The organism is Kineosporia succinea, assembly GCF_030811555.1.
In the GTDB taxonomy this organism is placed as follows: domain Bacteria; phylum Actinomycetota; class Actinomycetes; order Actinomycetales; family Kineosporiaceae; genus Kineosporia; species Kineosporia succinea.
Genome location: NZ_JAUSQZ010000001.1, coordinates 7,315,350 through 7,331,404 on the forward strand (window position 1 = coordinate 7,315,350; position 16,055 = coordinate 7,331,404).

Below are 16,055 nucleotides of genomic sequence, written 5' to 3' on the forward strand. Positions count from 1 at the left end.
GATGCCGGAAGGGAGCGGGCGGTCGTACCGCCGGGCCAGCGAGCGGCGGGCCGAGGTCATCGAGGCGGCGATCGAGCTGTTCGCCGCGCGTGGTGTGAGCACCTCACTGCGCAACATCGGTGACGCGATCGGGGTCTCGCACGCGGCACTGCGCTACCACTTCCCCTCCCGCGACGAGTTGCTCGTGGACGTGTACCGCGCGCACGAGCACTCGTTCGCCGACCCGCTGGAGGCGAACTCGGCGGTGGCCGGGATGCGGGCCAGTGCCGAGCGCAACCGCGGCATCCCGGGTCTGGTCGAGCTGTACGCGACCCTGACGACGGACGCGTTGCAGGGCGAGGAGCACCCGGTCACCCGGGAGTTCATCACCGAACGCTTCCGTGACCTGCGCGCCCGGCTGAGGGAGGCGGTCGTCGCCCAGCAGGAGGCCGGTTCGGTGCCGGCCGACCTCGATCCGGGTGACGTGGCCGCACTGATCATCGCGGCCTCCGACGGGCTCCAGCTGCAGTGGCTGCTGGAGCCCGGGGCGGTCGACGTGGAGCGTTCGCTGGCGGTGCTCGAGCGACTGCTGCCGGGCATTCGGGAGTGATCCGGGCGCGGGCGCTCGGCTGCCTCCTGGTTGCTCTCAGCCTGTTATCGCTCCTGCCTCCGGACCGAGTGAACTCCACGAGCCCAGCACGCCCGGTGTTCACCCGGTAGCCCCTGTCCCGGCGTCCATTAGCCTGGCCTTCCACTCACCGCCGCAGGAGGCAAGCACCGTGGCTTCACGCCGTCGTCCCACGGTTCACGACGTGGCGAAACTGGCCGGGGTCTCGATCGCCACCGTGTCGTTCGCGTTCCGGCGGCCCGAGCAGGTGCGCCCCGAGACCCGGGAGTCGGTGCTGCGGGCGGCCCGGGAGATCGGGTACATCCCCAGCGCCTCGGCCCGTGGGCTGGTGCGCGGCAAGACCGGCGCCCTGGGGCTTCACTCGTACGAGTTCCTGCTGGAGCGGCCCCTGCACGAGGAGGCGGTCACCGCCGTCTCGCCGGCCCCGTTCGACCTCGCCCAGGACGTCATCCCCTGGGACGGCATGCCCGACGCGCGGCGGGCCGACATCCGGGCCTTCCCGCTGTACGTCGACGAGGTGCAGCGCGGTTTCGAGCTGGAGGCCCGCCGGCACGGGCGCCCGGTACTGGTCGGGCGCGGCGACCCGTCGCAGGGCGCGATCACCGAGACCGCCGGGCGGGTGGACGGTCTGGCGATCTTTCCCGGTCGCTCGGCCCGCGCCTCGCTGCAGGAGGTCACGCTGAACATGCCGGTGGTGCTGTTCAGCCTGCCCCCGGAGAACGACGGCTACCACCACGTGCTCGCCGACAACCGCGGCGGCATGCGGGATCTCGTGACCCACCTGGTGACGGCCCACGGCGTGCGCGACCCGCAGTTCGTCGGCGGCACGATCGCCTACGACTACCTCGAGCGGTTCACCGGGTTCCAGGAAGGGCTGCGCGAGCTGGGCCTGCCGGTGCCGGACGACGTGTGCGACGACGCCGACCTCGGCCGCGGCCCGACCTTCACCGGGGTGCTGCGGCTGGTGCGCGAGAACCGATTGCCCCCGGCCCTGGTCTGCGCGAGCGACCAGCTGGCGGTGGAGCTGCTCGACCTGCTGCGGCGCGAGGGGGTGTCGGTGCCGGGCGACGTGATCGTCACCGGGTTCGACGGGATCCTGGCCGGGCTGCTGTCGCAGCCGGCGCTGACCACGGTGCGGCAGCCGATGCAGGCGATGGGACGCGTGGCGGCACAGCTGCTCATGCTGGACCCGGACGACGCCCCGGAGCGGGGACGCACGGTGACCCTGGCGACGCGGGTGGAACCCCGGGCCAGCTGCGGCTGCTGAACGCCCGGGCGCACCGGTGGGCCGGAACCGGCACCGCTGTCCGTTATCACCACAAAATCCGGCCCCCGGCTGACGTTCTCGCGACACCCGGCCCTGCGCCCCTTTGCGTGACAGCCTCCCCCGTGCCAGCATGGCCCCGTCAATCTAAACGTATAGATTGACGACTGCGTGTTCGAGGAGGAACAACGTGAAGAGGACGACCACGCTCGGCGCCCTGGCCATCGTGCTCACGGCGAGCATGACCCTGGCCGGCTGTGGACGCTCCGAGGAGGCCGGCAGCGACAGCCCGGCCGCCGCGTCCACCATCGGCACCGACCCCGCCACCGGTGACATCACCATCTGGGCGATGGGCACCGAGGGTGAACTGCTGCCGGAGTTCGTGAAGGAGTTCCAGAAGGCCAATCCCGACGTGAACGTCGAGTTCACGGCGATTCCCTGGGACGCCGCGCACAACAAGATCCAGACCGCGATCGCCGGCGGCAACACGCCCGACCTGGCCATGATGGGCACGACCTGGATGGCCGACTTCGCCGACGCGTTCGCCACCGTGCCGACCGACCTGGACACGACCGACTACTTCCCGGGCGCCCTCAGCACCACCGAGAGCGGCGACCGCGCGGTGGGCCTGCCCTGGTACGTCGACACCCGCGTGCTCTACTACCGCACCGACCTGGCCGAGAAGGCGGGCTGGACCAAGGCTCCCACCACCTGGGACGAGCTGAAGCAGATGGCCACCGACATGCAGGCGAAGGCCGGCGCCACATTCGGCATCCGCCTGCCCGCCGGCAACGACGCGTTCCAGGGCACGTTGTGGATGCCCTGGTCGAACGGTGCCGAGATCACCAGCGGCGACAAGTGGACGCTCGACAGCCCCGAGATGGTCGAGGCCTACGAGTACTACCAGAGCTTCTTCACCGACAAGATCGCCGACCCGAACGCCGACGTCTCCTCCGGCGCGCAGGAGGCCTCGTTCGTCGACGACAGCACCCCGATGCTCATCGACGGGCCGTTCATGCGCAGCTCGCTGGCCTCGGTCGGCGGCGACGACTTCGACGAGAAGTACTCGGTGGCGACGCTTCCCGCGCGGAAGAGCTCGGTCTCGTTCAGCGGCGGCGCCAACCTCGTGGTGTTCAACGACAGCGACAACGCCTCCTCCGCCTGGAAGCTCGCGAAGTGGCTCGGCGAGGCCGGCACCCAGGCGTCGTGGTTCAAGACCTCCGGTGACCTCCCCGCCGCCCAGGCCGCCTGGGACGAGAAGGAACTCGCCGACGACGAGGACCTGCAGGTCTTCGGCACGCAGCTCGAGACCGCGAAGTCGCAGCCGATCAGCACCTCCTGGGTGAAGGTCGCCGCCGCCGCCGACCAGGCCCTCGAGCAGATGCGCCGGGGCAGCACCTCGGCCGCCGACGCCCTGAAGGACCTGCAGTCCAAGGCTGACTCCATCGGACTGGACTGACCGTGGGTGCCCGGCTCCGCCGGAAGCAGGCCCTGATCGCGTGGGGCTTCTGCCTCCCGTTCGTGCTGGTGTTCGGCGTGTTCATGCTCGTGCCGCTGCTCGGGTCGTTCGGCATGTCGTTCACCGACTTCACGGCGCGCGACATCCGGTCGCCGTTCTCGGTGAACTTCATCGGCCTGCAGCAGTACACCGACCTGTTCGCCGACGCCCGGTTCCGTCAGTCGCTGCTCGTCACCGGGCTGTTCGTGGTCATCGGCATCCCGCTGACCATGGTGGTGGCGCTCGCCCTGGCCCTGGCCCTGAACTCCGGCTCGGGTCGCATCGTCTCGCTGTTCCGGGTCGGGTTCTACGCCCCGGTGGTCACCAGCATCGTCGCGGTGTCGGTGGTCTGGCGGTACATCCTGCAGCCGGAAGGCCTGGCCAACCAGGCACTCTCGCTGATCGGGATCCAGGGACCGGACTGGCTGAACGACTCCACCTGGGCCCTGCCGTCGCTCATCCTGATGGCCGTCTGGCGCAACGTCGGCACGCTGATGATCATCTTCCTGGCCGGGTTGCAGGCGGTTCCGACCGACGTGCACGAGGCGGCGATGATGGACGGGGCGGGCGGCTTCCGGCGGCTGATCTCGGTCACGCTGCCGCTGCTGCGCCCGACCCTGCTGCTGGGTGCCGTGCTGATCTCCGTGGGCTACCTGCAGTTCTTCGAAGAGGCGTTCGTGATGACCAAGGGCGGGCCGCTCGACGCCACCCTGTCGGTGGCCTACTACACCTACCAGCAGTTCGGTTTCGGTGAGTACGGCATGGCCTCGGCCGCCAGCTACGTGCTGTTCCTGGTGATCGCACTGGTCAGTCTCGTGCAGTTCCGCGTGCTGCGGTCGCAGGACTGAGGGGATCTTTCATGCCTAAGAAGCTCACCTACACCGTTCTGAGCCTGGGCCTCGCCGCCTGGCTCCTGCCCTTTCTCTGGATGGCCCTGGGCTCGTTCAAGAACCAGGGCGAGATCCTGCGCCGGCCGCCGACCTGGTGGCCCGAGCAGCCCACCGGCGAGAACTACGGCCAGTGGTTCGGCCCGCTGCACTTCAGCACGTTCTTCACCAACAGCCTGATCGTGGCCGTGCTCACCGTGCTCGGCAACCTGGTGTTCTGCTCGATGGTCGGCTACGCGCTGGCCAAGATGGAGTTCCCCGGCAAGAAGCTGCTGTTCGGCCTGGTCATGGTCACCCTGATGGTGCCCGGCGTGGTCACGTTCGTGCCGCTGTTCGTGATGGTCTCCAAGCTGGGGCTGCTCAACAGCTACGCTGCGCTGATCCTGCCGTTCATCACCGCGCCGCTCGGGGTGTTCCTCATGCGGCAGTTCATCCTGGGCATCCCCGACGCGCTGCTCGAGGCCGCGCGCATCGACGGCGCCGGCGAGCTGCGGATCTTCGCCCGGATCGTGATGCCGCTGTGCGGGCCACCTCTGGCCACGCTCGGCATCCTCACGTTCCTCACGTCCTGGAACAACTTCCTCTGGCCGCTGGTGGCCGCGCAGAGCGAGGACCGGTACACGCTGCCGGTCGCGCTCTCGCTGTACTCCACCGGCCAGAACGCCACCAACTACGGCCTGCTGCTGGCCGGATCGGTGCTCGTGATCGTGCCGATCCTGCTGCTGTTCGTCGCCCTGCAGCGCTACTTCATCCAGGGCGTCGCGACCACCGGCCTGAAATAACCGAGGTAACCACCGATGCGCATCCCCCTGTCCGACGACAACGGCCACCAGTACCGCGATCTCAACGGCAACGGCGTGCTCGACCCCTACGAGGACACCCGCCTGTCCCCCGAGGAACGCACCGAGGACCTGCTCGGCCGGCTCAGCCTGGCCGAGAAGGCCGGGCTGATGTTCCAGACCGTGATCGAGGTCGGCCCCGACGGCGACCTGGTCGAGACGGCCGGGCGCATCAGCAAGTCCCCCACCTCCGAGGTGGTCACGGGCAAGCACCTGAACCACTTCAACGTGCACCAGATCGCCACCGCCCGGCAGGCCGCCACCTGGAACAACAACCTCCAGGAACTGGCCGAGACCACGCCGCACGGTATTCCGGTCACGATCTCGACCGACCCGCGGCACGCGTTCGTCGACAACGCCGGGGTCGCGTTCTCGGCCGGGCCGTTCAGCCAGTGGCCCGAGGGCCTGGGCCTGGCCGCCCTCGACGACCTCGACGCGGTGCGGCGTTTCGCGGACGTGGCCCGGCAGGAGTACGTGGCCGTGGGCATCCGGGCCGCCCTGCACCCGCAGATCGACCTGGCCACCGAGCCGCGCTGGGGACGTCAGGCGCAGACGATGGGGCACGACGCGGACCGGGTCTCCGAGTTCACGGCGGCGTACCTGGAGGGATTCCAGGGGGCTTCGCTGTCGAGCACCAGCGTTGCCTGCACCACCAAGCACTTTCCCGGGGGCGGACCCCAGAAGGACGGGGAGGACGCGCATTTCCCGTACGGACGCGAGCAGGTCTACCCGGGTGGGATGTTCGACTACCACCTGAAGCCGTTCCGGGAGGCCATCGCCCGGGGCACGGCCGCGATGATGCCGTACTACGGGATGCCGATCGACCTGACCGTGGGCGGCGAGAAGATCGAGGAGGTCGGGTTCGGCTTCAGCCGCCAGATCGTGACCGGTCTGCTGCGTGAGGAGCTGGGCTACGACGGGGTCGTGGTCACCGACTGGGAGCTCGTCAACGACAACCACGTGGGCGAGCAGGTGCTGCCGGCACGGGCCTGGGGCGTGGAGTCGCTCACCCCGTCGCAGCGTCTGGCGAAGATCATCGACGCCGGGTGCGACCAGTTCGGTGGTGAGGAATGCACCGATCTGCTGGTCGATCTCGTGGAGAACGGGGAGGTCTCCGAGGCCCGGCTCGACGAGTCGGTGCGCCGGCTGCTGCTGGTGAAGTTCCGGCTCGGGCTGTTCGACGACCCGTTCGTGGACGTGGACGCGGCGGAGCGGATCGTGGGGCGGGCGGACTTCCGGCGCCAGGGGTTCGAGGCCCAGGCCGAGTCCACCACCGTCCTGGTGAACCGGGAGGCGACCCTGCCCCTCGCGTCCAGCATTCGCGTCTACAGCGAGAACGTGCGCCCGGAGCAGGTTTCCGAGTGGGCGCAACCGGTCGCCACGCCGGAGCAGGCGGACGTGGCCGTGGTGCGGCTCCTGGCCCCGTTCGAGCCGCGCGACGACCTGTTCCTGGAGGCCTGGTTCCACCAGGGCTCGCTCGACTTCCCGCCCGGGCTGGTGCACCGGCTGTCGCGGATCGCGGAGCACTGCCCGCTCGTCGTGGTCGTGACCCTCGACCGGCCGGCGATTCTCACGCCGCTGGTGCCCTTCGTGTCGGCCCTCGTCGCCGACTACGGCAGTTCGGACGCGGCGGTGCTGGCGGCCCTGCGGGGCAGGATCGCACCGCGAGGGCGGCTGCCGATCGAGATCCCGCGGTCGATGGACGCGGTGCGCGCCTCGCGGGCCGATGTTCCCGGTGACACCGAGAACCCGCTTTTCCCGGTGCACTTCGGCCTGACGATCTAGGGGATTCCCGTGCTGCAGCTCGACGACCACTGGGTCTGGGACTTCTGGCTCGCCCGTGACATCTCCCCCGGCATCTCCCGGGGCGGGTCGGAACACCACCTGTTCTACCTGTACGCCCCGAAGTCGCTGGGCTCCGAGCACCGGCGGCACCGCAACGCCCGGATCGGGCACGCGACGTCGCCCGACCTGGTGAACTGGACCGTGCTGCCCGAGGCCCTGGGGCCCCGGGGCGCGGGGTATTTCGACGAGACGGCCACCTGGACGGGCTGTGTCGTGCGGTCGGGCGACGAGTGGGTGATGTTCTACACCGGCTCGCGGTTCCTGCACGCCGAGCCCGAGCACGCGAACATCGAGACGATCGGACGCGCGGTCTCGGCCGACCTGAACACCTGGGTTCCCGATCGGGAACCGGTGCTGGTGGCCGACTCCCGCTGGTACGAGACGCTCGGCGACTCGTCGTGGCCGGAGGAGGCGTGGCGGGATCCGTGGGTGTACCCGGTCGAGGACGGCTGGGAGATGCTGATCACGGCCCGGGCGCGACCCGGGGCCGGTTTCGGGGACTCCGAGGCCGGGGTGATCGGGCGGGCCTTCTCGGCGGACCTGGTCGCCTGGGAGGCACGGCCACCCTTGAGCGCTCCGGGCGCGGGGTTCGTGCACCTCGAAGTCCCGCAGCTGGTCACGGTTCTCGGGCGGGAGTTCCTGATCTTCTCCTGCCCGGCGTCCGGGCTGTCGGGTGCCCGGCTCGGTTCACCCGGGGGGATCTGGTCGGTTCCGGTGCGGGGTGGCGTCCTGGAGCCGGAGGACGCGTCGCTGCTCCTGGAGGAGCACTGGTACAGCGGGCGGGTGGTCGAGCACGAGGGTTCGGCGAAGCTGCTGGCGTTCGCGAACACCGCTGCGGACGGGACGTTTCCCGGGGTGATCGGGGATCCGTTCGATCTGGGGATCGGGGTGGACGGCCGGTTGCGCGTGATGGTGTGACGACGAGCCGGGGCCCGGCGCCCGTTGCGGCCACCGGGCCCTGGTTCTTCGTGTGGGGCCAGGACCTAGGCGCGCTGCAGGGCGGGCGACGCCAGGTCGACGACGTCGGGCCACTTCTTCAGCGATTCGCCGTCGGCACGGTCGAGATCGTAGGTGATCCAGGTGGTGTCGTGCTCGCGGCCCTGGGCCTCGATCGTGACGCCGACCCGGCCGTAGGCGCCGAGCACCTCGGCCACGACGGCCTGGAGGGTCTTGCGCGGGAGGGTCCAGACGCGAGCCTCCTCGTCCCAGCGGGGGGTGCTGCCGGTGGCGGCCAGGCGGTCGCGCAGGTCGGCGCGGAACGGGGCCCGCACCACCAGGCGACCGGACAGCGGGGCGGTGATGCGAGGCCGGGCGTGGGCCGGGGACGGGCGGTGGTTCAGGAGTGCGGTCTGCATGATGTCTTCGCTTTCGGTTCGCGGGGCCGGGATCTTGAAGAAATCCAGAGCCTCAGCAACACCGATTGGTCAGAGCCCGGCCGTTGTCCACGTAACGGCGGTGGGTGAGCACCAGCTGCGGCGACGGCATGACTCGACGATAGGCACGACGGGCGGCTTAGTCAACCGATCCGGTCAAGAATGCGTTCCGGCTCGGGCGCCCGCGGGATCCAGGGGAAGCGCGCGAAGACCGGCATCATCGGGTGCATCAGCGGGCCGATGGCGAAAGTGGCCACCAGGGTGCCGATTCCCAGGTCGCCGCCGAGCACGGCACCGACGGCCACGACCGAGACCTCGACCACGGTGCGGGCCTTCCAGACCGGCCAGCCGAACCGCTCGACCAGGCCGACCATGAGCCCGTCGCGGGGGCCGGTGCCGTAGCCGGCGCCGATGTAGCAGGCGGTCGCGACGGCGAGGAGCACCAGGCTGACGGCGAAGAGCAGCACCTTGGCCGCGAGCGCGTCCGGCTCGGGCACCAGGGCGAGCACCAGGTCGGAGGCGGGGCCGATGACGAGGACGTTGAGCAGGGTGCCGAGGCCGGGCCTCTGGCGCAGCGGGAACCACAGCAGCAGCACGACGAAGCTGGTCAGGACGGTCAGGGCGCCGAACGACAGGGGCAGCACGTTCTCCAGGCCCTGGGTGAGCACGGACCATGACGACACCCCGACCGCGGCGCGGACCATCAGGGCGATGGCGGCGCCGTAGAGGAACAGGCCGATGCCGAGCTGGGTCAGGCGGAGTGCGTGGGCGCGCGTCGTGGACACTCGTCCCATCCTGAGCGCCACTGGCCTGCCCGGCGATAGCCAATTCGCGGGCACTGGCTACGGGCGGTCATGGCGACCACCCACCCACTCACCGGGCGGGGTCAGGTGACCGGAGCGTCCGCCATCGGCCGGCGGAACCGGAGCGTGAGCGTGGGCGCGCCGATCGAGTGCCGCGGGCCTGCCGGGGACCACCGCGGGCGCCGCCGGTTCGATGGAACGGGGGGGAAGGACACACGTTGTCAGGAAGGATCATCGTGCACACCCTCAAGCGAATCGTCGTTCTCGCCACCGCGATGAGTCTGGTGGGCCTGGGCTCGGTCGGAGCCGTCAGCGCCTCCGCGGCGCCTGCGCCCACGGCCGTGACGGGTGCCTCATCGAGCCTCTCACCGGCGCTCGGTGCTGCGCAGGTGGTGGGGACGTCGAAGGTGGCGAAGGCGGCGAGGATCAAGAAGACGAAGATCGTCGCGCTATCGCCGTTCCGGCCCTCGGGGTATCTGAAGAAGGCCTGGAGCAGTGACGTCCGGCCCGGCACCGCGCCGACCGGCGACGGTGGCAGCGACTGCAGCTGGAGTTCGGTGTCGGCGCTGAACGACGGTACCTACGAGTGCGTGCCGACCGTGCTCGGGGCGGCGTTCTGCTGGGCCTCGCCGAAGTACCCGGGACGGGTGCTGTGCCTGGAGTCGGCCTGGTCGCGTCATCTGCGGGACTACCAGGCGTCGAACCTGCCCCGGACGCACGCGCCCAGGCGCGCACAGCCGCTGGCGATGGAGCTGTCGGACGGCAGCCGCTACGAGCTGAAGACCGGCGGCACCTACCCGGCGCGGCAGGACGGGCTGTTCGGGATGTACCTGTGCGCGAACAAGGTCTGCGCCTCGAAGGACAAGGACCTCGCGATCCTGTCGGCCGGTGGGCACGGTGTGAACCGGTCGAGGGCGGTGTGGACCGTGCGGGTCGGCGAGGTCGGTGGCGGGGACGAGACCTTCCCGGCGCCGAAGCGCTACCAGGTCCGGAAGGCCTGGTTCATCCGCAACGACATCCGCTGAACGAGTCGAGCGAGCTGCCCTTGGTCGGCCGGGTCGGCCGGGTCGGCCTGGTCGGCCGGGTCGGCCGGGTCGGCCTGGTCGGCCTGGTCGGCCGGGTCACCGGGTCGCCTGCCCGCGGTCGAATCGGGTGCGGGATCATGGACTCTCGTCCCTGAGCACCGAGAGGTCCCGCATGACGCCGCGTGCACTGCCGCCGAACGCCCCGCAGCCCGGCTCCCGGTTGCTCGACTCGGTCCTCCCGATCGCCGGTGCCCCGATGGCCGGGGGCCCGACCACCGTGGCGCTGGCGCGGGCGGTCGCGGGGGCGGGCGGGTTCCCGTTCCTGGCCGGCGGGTACCGGACGCCGCAGGCGCTGGCGGCCGAGATCGACGAGATGCGTTCGTCCGGTGCCCGGTTCGGGGTGAACCTGTTCGTGCCCGCCCGGGACCGCCCCGACCCGAGCGCGTTCGCCGCCTACGCGGCCGAGCTGGCGCCCGAGGCCGCGCGGTACGGCCTCGAGCTGAACCCGGTCCCGGTCGAGGACGACGACCACTGGCCCGCCAAGATCGCCCTGCTGGTGCAGCGGCCCGTTCCGGTGGTGTCCCTGACGTTCGGCCTGCCCGACGTCTCCGACATCGCAGCGCTGACGGACGTGGGGACGCGTGTTCTCGCGTCCGTCACCTCCGTCGGCGAGGCGCGGGCGGCCCGGGACGTGGGGGTGGACGGCCTGGTCGTGCAGGGCACCGGGGCCGGTGGTCACAGCGCCACCCACGACCCGGCTCGTCGGCCGGCCCCGATCCCCCTCGACGACCTGGTGCGTCAGGTGATCGCCGAGGTCGGTCTGCCGGTGGTCGCGACCGGAGGGGTGGACGGCCCGGACGCCGTCCGCCGCCTCCTCGCCGCCGGCGCCGAGAGCGTCGCCGTCGGCACCCTGCTGATGCTCACCGACGAGGCCGGAACGACCCCGGTCCACCGCGCCGCCCTGGCCGACGTCTCCGACCAGGTCGGCGTTTTCCCCGAGACCGTCGTGACCCGGGCGTTCACGGGGAGGCCCGCCCGGGCCCTCCGCACGTCCTTCGTCGACCGTCACGGTGAGAAAGCGCCGGTGGCCTACCCCGGCGTCCACCATCTGACCCGGGCTCTGCGCCAGGCCGCCGCACGAGCCGGTGAGGCCCGGAATGTGCATCTGTGGGCCGGAACCGGCTACCGCAACGCTCTCACCGGCCCCGCTGCCGACGTGGTGCGCCGGCTCAGCACCTGAGCGGAGGCTGTGCGCCCGGCGCCGAATCCGACCTCCGCTCACGCGCCACGCCCCCAGAGGCCCGGCTCCCCGGTCGTCGGCCCCGCGTCGGTTCCGCCTCAGCCCTCCGGCACGCCTGGTCCGTCCCCGCTCCGCGGCACCCCTGATCCGTCCCGGCCCCGAGGGCACCCCTGGGTTGCCCTGGCCCCGAGGGCACCCCTGGATCGCCCTGGCCCCGAGGGCACCCCTGGTTCGCCGGCGCTGGCGCCGGCGACGTCAGCTCAGCGGGTGGCCTCGCCGGTGGTCCCCCGCACGATGAGGCGGGGCTGGGTGACGATCTCGCGCCGGCTCACCGGACGGTCCTCGATGCGGTCGATGGCCCGGCGCACGGCCGACGCGGTCATCGAGACGGCGTCCTGCCCGACCGTGGTGAGGTTGATGTAGCCGAGGCGGGCCAGCCGGTCGTCGTCGAAGCCGACGACGCTGAGCTCCCCGGGCACGTCGACGCCCCGGCTCGCGGCGACCTCGAGAAGGCCGGTGGCGCTGCGGTCGTTGAACATGGTGACGGCGGTGGGCGGGTCGTCGAGGAGGACGCGGGCCGCCGCGGCCCCGTCGACCTCGGACGCTCCCCCGGTCACCACGCGGATCTCGGACTCCAGGCCGTTGCGGATCATGGCGTCGCGGTAGCCGCGGCGGCGTTCGGCGGCGGCGGGGTTGCGGCCACCGTCGATGTGGGCGATCCGGCGGTGGCCGAGCCCGACCAGATGATCGACGGCCAGGTGCAGGCCGAGACGGTCGTCGTTGCGCACCACGTCGACCGCCTTGTGACGCACGTTGCGGCTCAGCACCACCACCGGCAACGGACCCGCCAGCGCCGCGATCTCGGCCGCCGGCGCCTGCAGACTCAGCAGCACCAGAGCCTCGCAGCGGTCGGAGAGCACCCCGGTGACGGCCCGGCGCTCGTCGCGCTGCGGGGTGATGGCACTGAGGGTCAACTCGTAGCCGGCCTCCTCGGCGGCCGTGTACAGACCCGTGACCAGATCACCGTGAAAGGCGTGCTGCACGCTGAACACCACGCCGAGCAGACGCGTGCGCCCGCTGCGCAGGAGCCGGGCCCCGCGATCGGGCCGGTAGTTCAGCTCGGCCGCCGCCTCCTTGACGCGTTCGCGAGTGGCGGCACTGGCTCCCGGCGCGTCTCTCATGACGATCGACACCAGCGCCGTGGACACCCCCGCGTGCGCGGCGACGTCGGCCAGAGTGACCCGGAGGGCTTCGTCGCGCATCCCGCGAATCTACTTCACCCCGTAGCTGCCGCGATCATGCCGAACCTCCCCGCCACGCCCGCCCCGCACCGTCCCGTCCCAGCCCACCGCCTCGGTACGCCGGACAACCCCCCACGCCACACCACCCTGCACTCACCGCCCGCCACCCTCAGCGCCTCCGACGCCCGGCACCGACACCCCCGACACCCCCGACACCCCCATCTGTTCCCGGCACCCCCAATGCCCCTGGTGCCTCCAGCAGCCCAGGCACCAGGCACCCGAGATCGTGCTGCTTTCGATTATCGATAATCGAAAACACCGGAATCTCGCGGCCGGCCCATACCGGGCCTCGCACCACCCGGACACGACAGCCCCGATCGAAACCCGCGCCACCCGCGCCACACGGACCAGGTGAGGGACGGGACCGACGGGCACCCACGCGTCCTCAAGCACGAACTCAGGCGGCCGGGACCATCGCGGCAGCCACCGCCGCGGAACGGCGCTCACGGAAGCTGACCACCGTCAGCACCAGCCCAACCGCTGCCAGCCCGACACCGACCACGGCCGGGGACAGGTAGCCGAGGCCCTGCGCGATCACGACGCCACCGATCCAGGCTCCGAGGCTGTTGGCGATGTTCATCGACGACTGGCTGACCGCGGCGCCCATCAGCTGGGCCCCGGGTGCGACCTGGATCAACCGGGCCTGCAGGGCGGGACTCAGGAACATGCTGGTGGCACCGATCACGAAGATGCTCACGAACAGCCCGGACGGGGTACGGGCGATCAGCCAGAACAGGGCGCTCGCGGCCAGCACAGCCGCGAAACCGCTGATCAGCGAGGCCTTCAGGTGCCGGTCCGCGGCGAATCCGCCGAGGGCGTTGCCCACCGTCATGCCGATGCCGGCCGTGGCGAGAACCCAGGGCACGACGGACGCGTCGAGGCCGGCGACCACGGTCGTCACCGGGGAGGCGTAGGTGTAGATCGCGAGAAAACCGGCGAACCCGACCGAGGCCACGAACGCCACCAGCCAGACCTGACCGGACCGGAGGGCACGGAGTTCGGCCGCGGGAGAGGCCTTCTCGTCGCGGCCGACCTCGGGGACCAGGGCCAGCACGGCGATCAGGGTGAGGGCGAATGCGGCGGAGACCACGAGGTTGGCGATGCGCCAGGTACTGACCTGGCCGAGATAGGTGACCGCCGGGACGCCCACCACGTTGGCCACCGTCAGCCCGGCGATGACCAGCGAGAATCCCTTGGCGTGACTGTTCGGGCCGATCAGCCGGGAGGCCACCAGCCCGGCGGCACCGAAGTAGGCCCCGTGCGGCAGGCCGGCGAGAAACCTTCCGACCAGGGCCAGTTCGAAGGTCGGCGCCAGGGCCGAGGCGGCCGTCCCGAGCACGAACCAGCCCAGCAGCACCAGGACCAGGCGCTTGCGCGGCATCCGCGCCGACAGCGCCGCGACGGCGGGCGCCCCCACCACCACGCCGAGCGCATAGGCGCTGATCAGCCAGCCGGCGTGCCCGATGGCCCTCTCGGCGGACTGCGCGTACTCGGGGGCGAGCAGGTCACGCGCGACCTCGGGCAGCAGGCCCATGGCGGCGAACTCGGTCAGGCCGATGGCGAAGCCACCCAGGGCCAGGGCGAGCAGGGCAGCATTGCGGCGAAGCGGACTCACGGGATCCTCCGGACGAGGGCTGACGGGGCCGCAACACCTTTCGGCACCGCCAGAACTATAACGTTCTAGAGGGCTCTGCGCCTAGAACGTTATAGCTGACGGAGCGCTATACCTCAGCGCGCCACCCAGGACATCAGCCGCCCGCGCGACCAGACGCGTCCCACCGCCTCGGTGCCGACCGTCGCGTGCCCGAACACGCCCAGCCCGATGATGCTGTGGCCCGACGCCGGCCGGTCGCCGAACGTCGCGATTCCCGGTGCCACGCCGACCCCCTCGACCGACGCCCAGCCGATCGGGCGGTGCGTCGCGGCCGCGTCCAGGCAGTTCAGGAACCGCAGCCTCCGCTCGAGCGTGAACCGGTTGAGGGCCCAGGCATTGAGGACGACCGGCACGGCGTCCGTGGGCACCGCGCGGAACGCCCCGGGCAGGTTCTCGAGCGGGTCACCGCCGATGATCACCCGGTTCTGACCGGCGGCGAGCGCGGTTTCGGGCAGGAGCGACGGGTCGGGCCGGTCCGGCGGCCGGCACGCCCGCAGCCAGCGGGCGTCGTCCGGGTCACCGAGGTCGAGCGGGGCCTCGTCCAGTCCGATGCGGGCGACGACCTCGGGCAGCGGTGTCGTCGGGATCGTCCCCGGGCCGACCACGGCGCACTGCGTCCGCACCGCCGACGACGCGTCCCCCAGCGTCTGCCCGTTGCCGTAGGTGATCCCGGCCCGGTCGACGCCGAGGTTCAGCCCGGCCGAGCACCCGACCTCGACCAGCCCGATCCTGCGCGCCCCGGCCCGGCGCGCCACCTCGGCGATCGCCGGGTACAGGACGGCGTGGTGCCCGGTCTCGTCCGGCTTCAGCGTGCGGCGTCCGACGATCTCCACGACGGCCGCGGTCTGCTGCAGCAGGGTGCCGATCGCGGCGCCGGCGGCGGCTTCGGGGTCCTGCGTGACGTAGGCGGCGGCCAGCTCGGGGGCGTGGCCGGCCAGGGCCCGGTCGTGCAGCGCGGCCAGGACCAGCGAGAGGTTGCGCCGCCGGGGCGGTGCGGAGTCGATGGCGCGGAGCGCTTCGGGCGAGGCGTTGAACGCGTCCGCGAGGTGCCGGTAGAGCGGGGAGTCCTGGTGGGCCGGGGCGAGGCGCAGCGAGCGGCCCACGGCCCCCGGCGTCAGCTGCTCGGCCATCACGGCGAGCATAGCGAGCAAGACGGCTCTCGCCGGTGAAAGACCGTCGAAAACCTGGTCCGTCGACGTGCCCGTCCTCCGGCGCTGAAGTCCGGCTCGTCCCCTGCCGATGGTCGAATCGCCATGCGTATCTGATCGGGGGACAGATTCATGGGCGTCAGCCCTGTCACGGACCGCCATGCCCGCAGCCAGTTCTCGCAGCGCGACACCGTCAAGGACCTCTCCGGCTTCGACGAGGTGCTGCGGTCCGTCGCCACGCAGGCACCCGGCGGCGACCCGTTCGCCCCGCGAGCCCTGACCGGCGCCGAGGGCGATCCGCTCGTCGGGCATCTCACGCCGTCCGACCGGGCCGCATTCGCGTCGCTCCACGGCGTCACGATCGATCCGGGCGGCGACGTCCTGGTGCCGATCGACATGGACATCGACACCGTGCACGCCGTGCTGGCGGCGGCCGGGCAGCTGGCCTCGGACCGGGCCCACGGCCGGGTCACCGACGCCACGCCGACCCTCGACCACATCACCGCGATGGTGCGGCACTTCCGCGAGATGATCGCCCAGGAACGGCCCCTGTTCGGCGAGAACGCCTGAC

Annotated in this window: 15 protein-coding genes; 10 read left to right on the top strand and 5 right to left on the bottom strand. The window is 71.4% G+C overall.

Features of this window, described 5'->3' with window-relative positions; genetic code table 11:
• The first annotated feature begins 1 nt into the window (after position 1).
• From J2S57_RS32280 to J2S57_RS32310, 7 genes are all read left to right on the top strand, one after another.
• On the top strand, positions 2–589 hold the full coding sequence (locus J2S57_RS32280; protein ID WP_307249802.1) for a TetR/AcrR family transcriptional regulator: 588 nt from the start codon (positions 2–4) through the stop codon (positions 587–589).
• A 169-nt stretch (positions 590–758) separates the two neighbouring features.
• Complete coding sequence (locus J2S57_RS32285; RefSeq protein WP_307249804.1) at positions 759–1,874, top strand: LacI family DNA-binding transcriptional regulator; 1,116 nt, start codon at positions 759–761, stop codon at positions 1,872–1,874.
• A gap of 187 nt (positions 1,875–2,061) precedes the next feature.
• The gene (locus J2S57_RS32290; RefSeq protein WP_307249806.1) at positions 2,062–3,330 is read left to right on the top strand and encodes an extracellular solute-binding protein; all 1,269 of its coding nucleotides are present in this window, start codon (positions 2,062–2,064) and stop codon (positions 3,328–3,330) included.
• Positions 3,327–4,217 carry a carbohydrate ABC transporter permease gene (locus J2S57_RS32295; RefSeq protein WP_370882731.1) on the top strand — a complete coding sequence of 297 codons (891 nt, stop codon included), beginning with the start codon at positions 3,327–3,329 and terminating at the stop codon, positions 4,215–4,217. The genes J2S57_RS32290 and J2S57_RS32295 overlap by 4 nt, the downstream gene beginning before the upstream one ends.
• An 11-nt stretch (positions 4,218–4,228) precedes the next feature.
• Complete coding sequence (locus J2S57_RS32300; RefSeq protein WP_307249810.1) at positions 4,229–5,038, top strand: carbohydrate ABC transporter permease; 810 nt, start codon at positions 4,229–4,231, stop codon at positions 5,036–5,038.
• 15 nt (positions 5,039–5,053) lie between these two features.
• A complete protein-coding gene (locus tag J2S57_RS32305) occupies positions 5,054–6,880 on the top strand; it encodes a glycoside hydrolase family 3 protein (protein WP_307249812.1) in 1,827 nt (608 codons plus the stop codon).
• Between the two features lie 9 nt (positions 6,881–6,889).
• Entirely contained in the window at positions 6,890–7,858 is a 969-nt protein-coding gene (locus J2S57_RS32310) for a glycoside hydrolase family protein (protein ID WP_307249814.1), read from the top strand.
• Between the two features lie 65 nt (positions 7,859–7,923).
• Here J2S57_RS32310 and J2S57_RS32315 read toward each other — a convergent pair whose 3' ends face one another.
• Together J2S57_RS32315 and yczE are read right to left on the bottom strand one after the other, a co-directional pair.
• Complete coding sequence (locus tag J2S57_RS32315) at positions 7,924–8,295, bottom strand: hypothetical protein (protein ID WP_307249816.1); 372 nt, start codon at positions 8,293–8,295, stop codon at positions 7,924–7,926.
• Between the two features lie 161 nt (positions 8,296–8,456).
• Complete coding sequence (gene yczE / locus J2S57_RS32320; RefSeq protein ID WP_370882522.1) at positions 8,457–9,107, bottom strand: membrane protein YczE; 651 nt, start codon at positions 9,105–9,107, stop codon at positions 8,457–8,459.
• Between the two features lie 245 nt (positions 9,108–9,352).
• On the opposite strand from yczE, the gene J2S57_RS32325 reads away from it, so the two are divergent.
• Together J2S57_RS32325 and J2S57_RS32330 are read left to right on the top strand one after the other, a co-directional pair.
• Positions 9,353–10,141 (top strand): hypothetical protein, encoded by a 789-nt coding sequence (locus tag J2S57_RS32325; RefSeq protein WP_307249820.1) that lies wholly within the window; start codon positions 9,353–9,355, stop codon positions 10,139–10,141.
• 172 nt (positions 10,142–10,313) lie between these two features.
• Complete coding sequence (locus J2S57_RS32330; protein WP_307249825.1) at positions 10,314–11,381, top strand: NAD(P)H-dependent flavin oxidoreductase; 1,068 nt, start codon at positions 10,314–10,316, stop codon at positions 11,379–11,381.
• A 260-nt stretch (positions 11,382–11,641) separates the two neighbouring features.
• On the opposite strand, the gene J2S57_RS32335 is transcribed toward J2S57_RS32330, so the two are convergent.
• From J2S57_RS32335 to J2S57_RS32345, 3 genes are all read right to left on the bottom strand, one after another.
• Positions 11,642–12,643: a LacI family DNA-binding transcriptional regulator gene (locus J2S57_RS32335; protein ID WP_307249827.1), complete on the bottom strand. Its 1,002-nt coding sequence runs from the start codon at positions 12,641–12,643 to the stop codon at positions 11,642–11,644.
• A 436-nt stretch (positions 12,644–13,079) separates the two neighbouring features.
• The gene (locus J2S57_RS32340; RefSeq protein ID WP_307249829.1) at positions 13,080–14,297 is read right to left on the bottom strand and encodes an MFS transporter; all 1,218 of its coding nucleotides are present in this window, start codon (positions 14,295–14,297) and stop codon (positions 13,080–13,082) included.
• A 113-nt stretch (positions 14,298–14,410) separates the two neighbouring features.
• Positions 14,411–15,466 carry a DUF2332 domain-containing protein gene (locus tag J2S57_RS32345; RefSeq protein WP_307249831.1) on the bottom strand — a complete coding sequence of 352 codons (1,056 nt, stop codon included), beginning with the start codon at positions 15,464–15,466 and terminating at the stop codon, positions 14,411–14,413.
• A 150-nt stretch (positions 15,467–15,616) separates the two neighbouring features.
• Between J2S57_RS32345 and J2S57_RS32350 the strand changes: the two genes are divergently transcribed.
• Positions 15,617–16,054: a hypothetical protein gene (locus tag J2S57_RS32350; protein ID WP_307249833.1), complete on the top strand. Its 438-nt coding sequence runs from the start codon at positions 15,617–15,619 to the stop codon at positions 16,052–16,054.
• Position 16,055 lies beyond the last annotated feature (1 nt).

Excerpts from the sequence above, each read along its gene's own strand:
- J2S57_RS32280 (WP_307249802.1), top strand. The coding sequence starts at position 2 with ATGCCGGAAGGGAGCGGGCGGTCGTACCGCCGGGCCAGCGAGCGGCGG.
- J2S57_RS32300 (WP_307249810.1), top strand. The coding sequence starts at position 4,229 with ATGCCTAAGAAGCTCACCTACACCGTTCTGAGCCTGGGCCTCGCCGCC.
- J2S57_RS32305 (WP_307249812.1), top strand. The coding sequence starts at position 5,054 with ATGCGCATCCCCCTGTCCGACGACAACGGCCACCAGTACCGCGATCTC.
- J2S57_RS32315 (WP_307249816.1), bottom strand. The coding sequence starts at position 8,295 with ATGCAGACCGCACTCCTGAACCACCGCCCGTCCCCGGCCCACGCCCGG.
- yczE (WP_370882522.1), bottom strand. The coding sequence starts at position 9,107 with ATGGGACGAGTGTCCACGACGCGCGCCCACGCACTCCGCCTGACCCAG.
- J2S57_RS32330 (WP_307249825.1), top strand. The coding sequence starts at position 10,314 with ATGACGCCGCGTGCACTGCCGCCGAACGCCCCGCAGCCCGGCTCCCGG.
- J2S57_RS32335 (WP_307249827.1), bottom strand. The coding sequence starts at position 12,643 with ATGCGCGACGAAGCCCTCCGGGTCACTCTGGCCGACGTCGCCGCGCAC.
- J2S57_RS32345 (WP_307249831.1), bottom strand. The coding sequence starts at position 15,466 with ATGGCCGAGCAGCTGACGCCGGGGGCCGTGGGCCGCTCGCTGCGCCTC.
- J2S57_RS32350 (WP_307249833.1), top strand. The coding sequence starts at position 15,617 with ATGGGCGTCAGCCCTGTCACGGACCGCCATGCCCGCAGCCAGTTCTCG.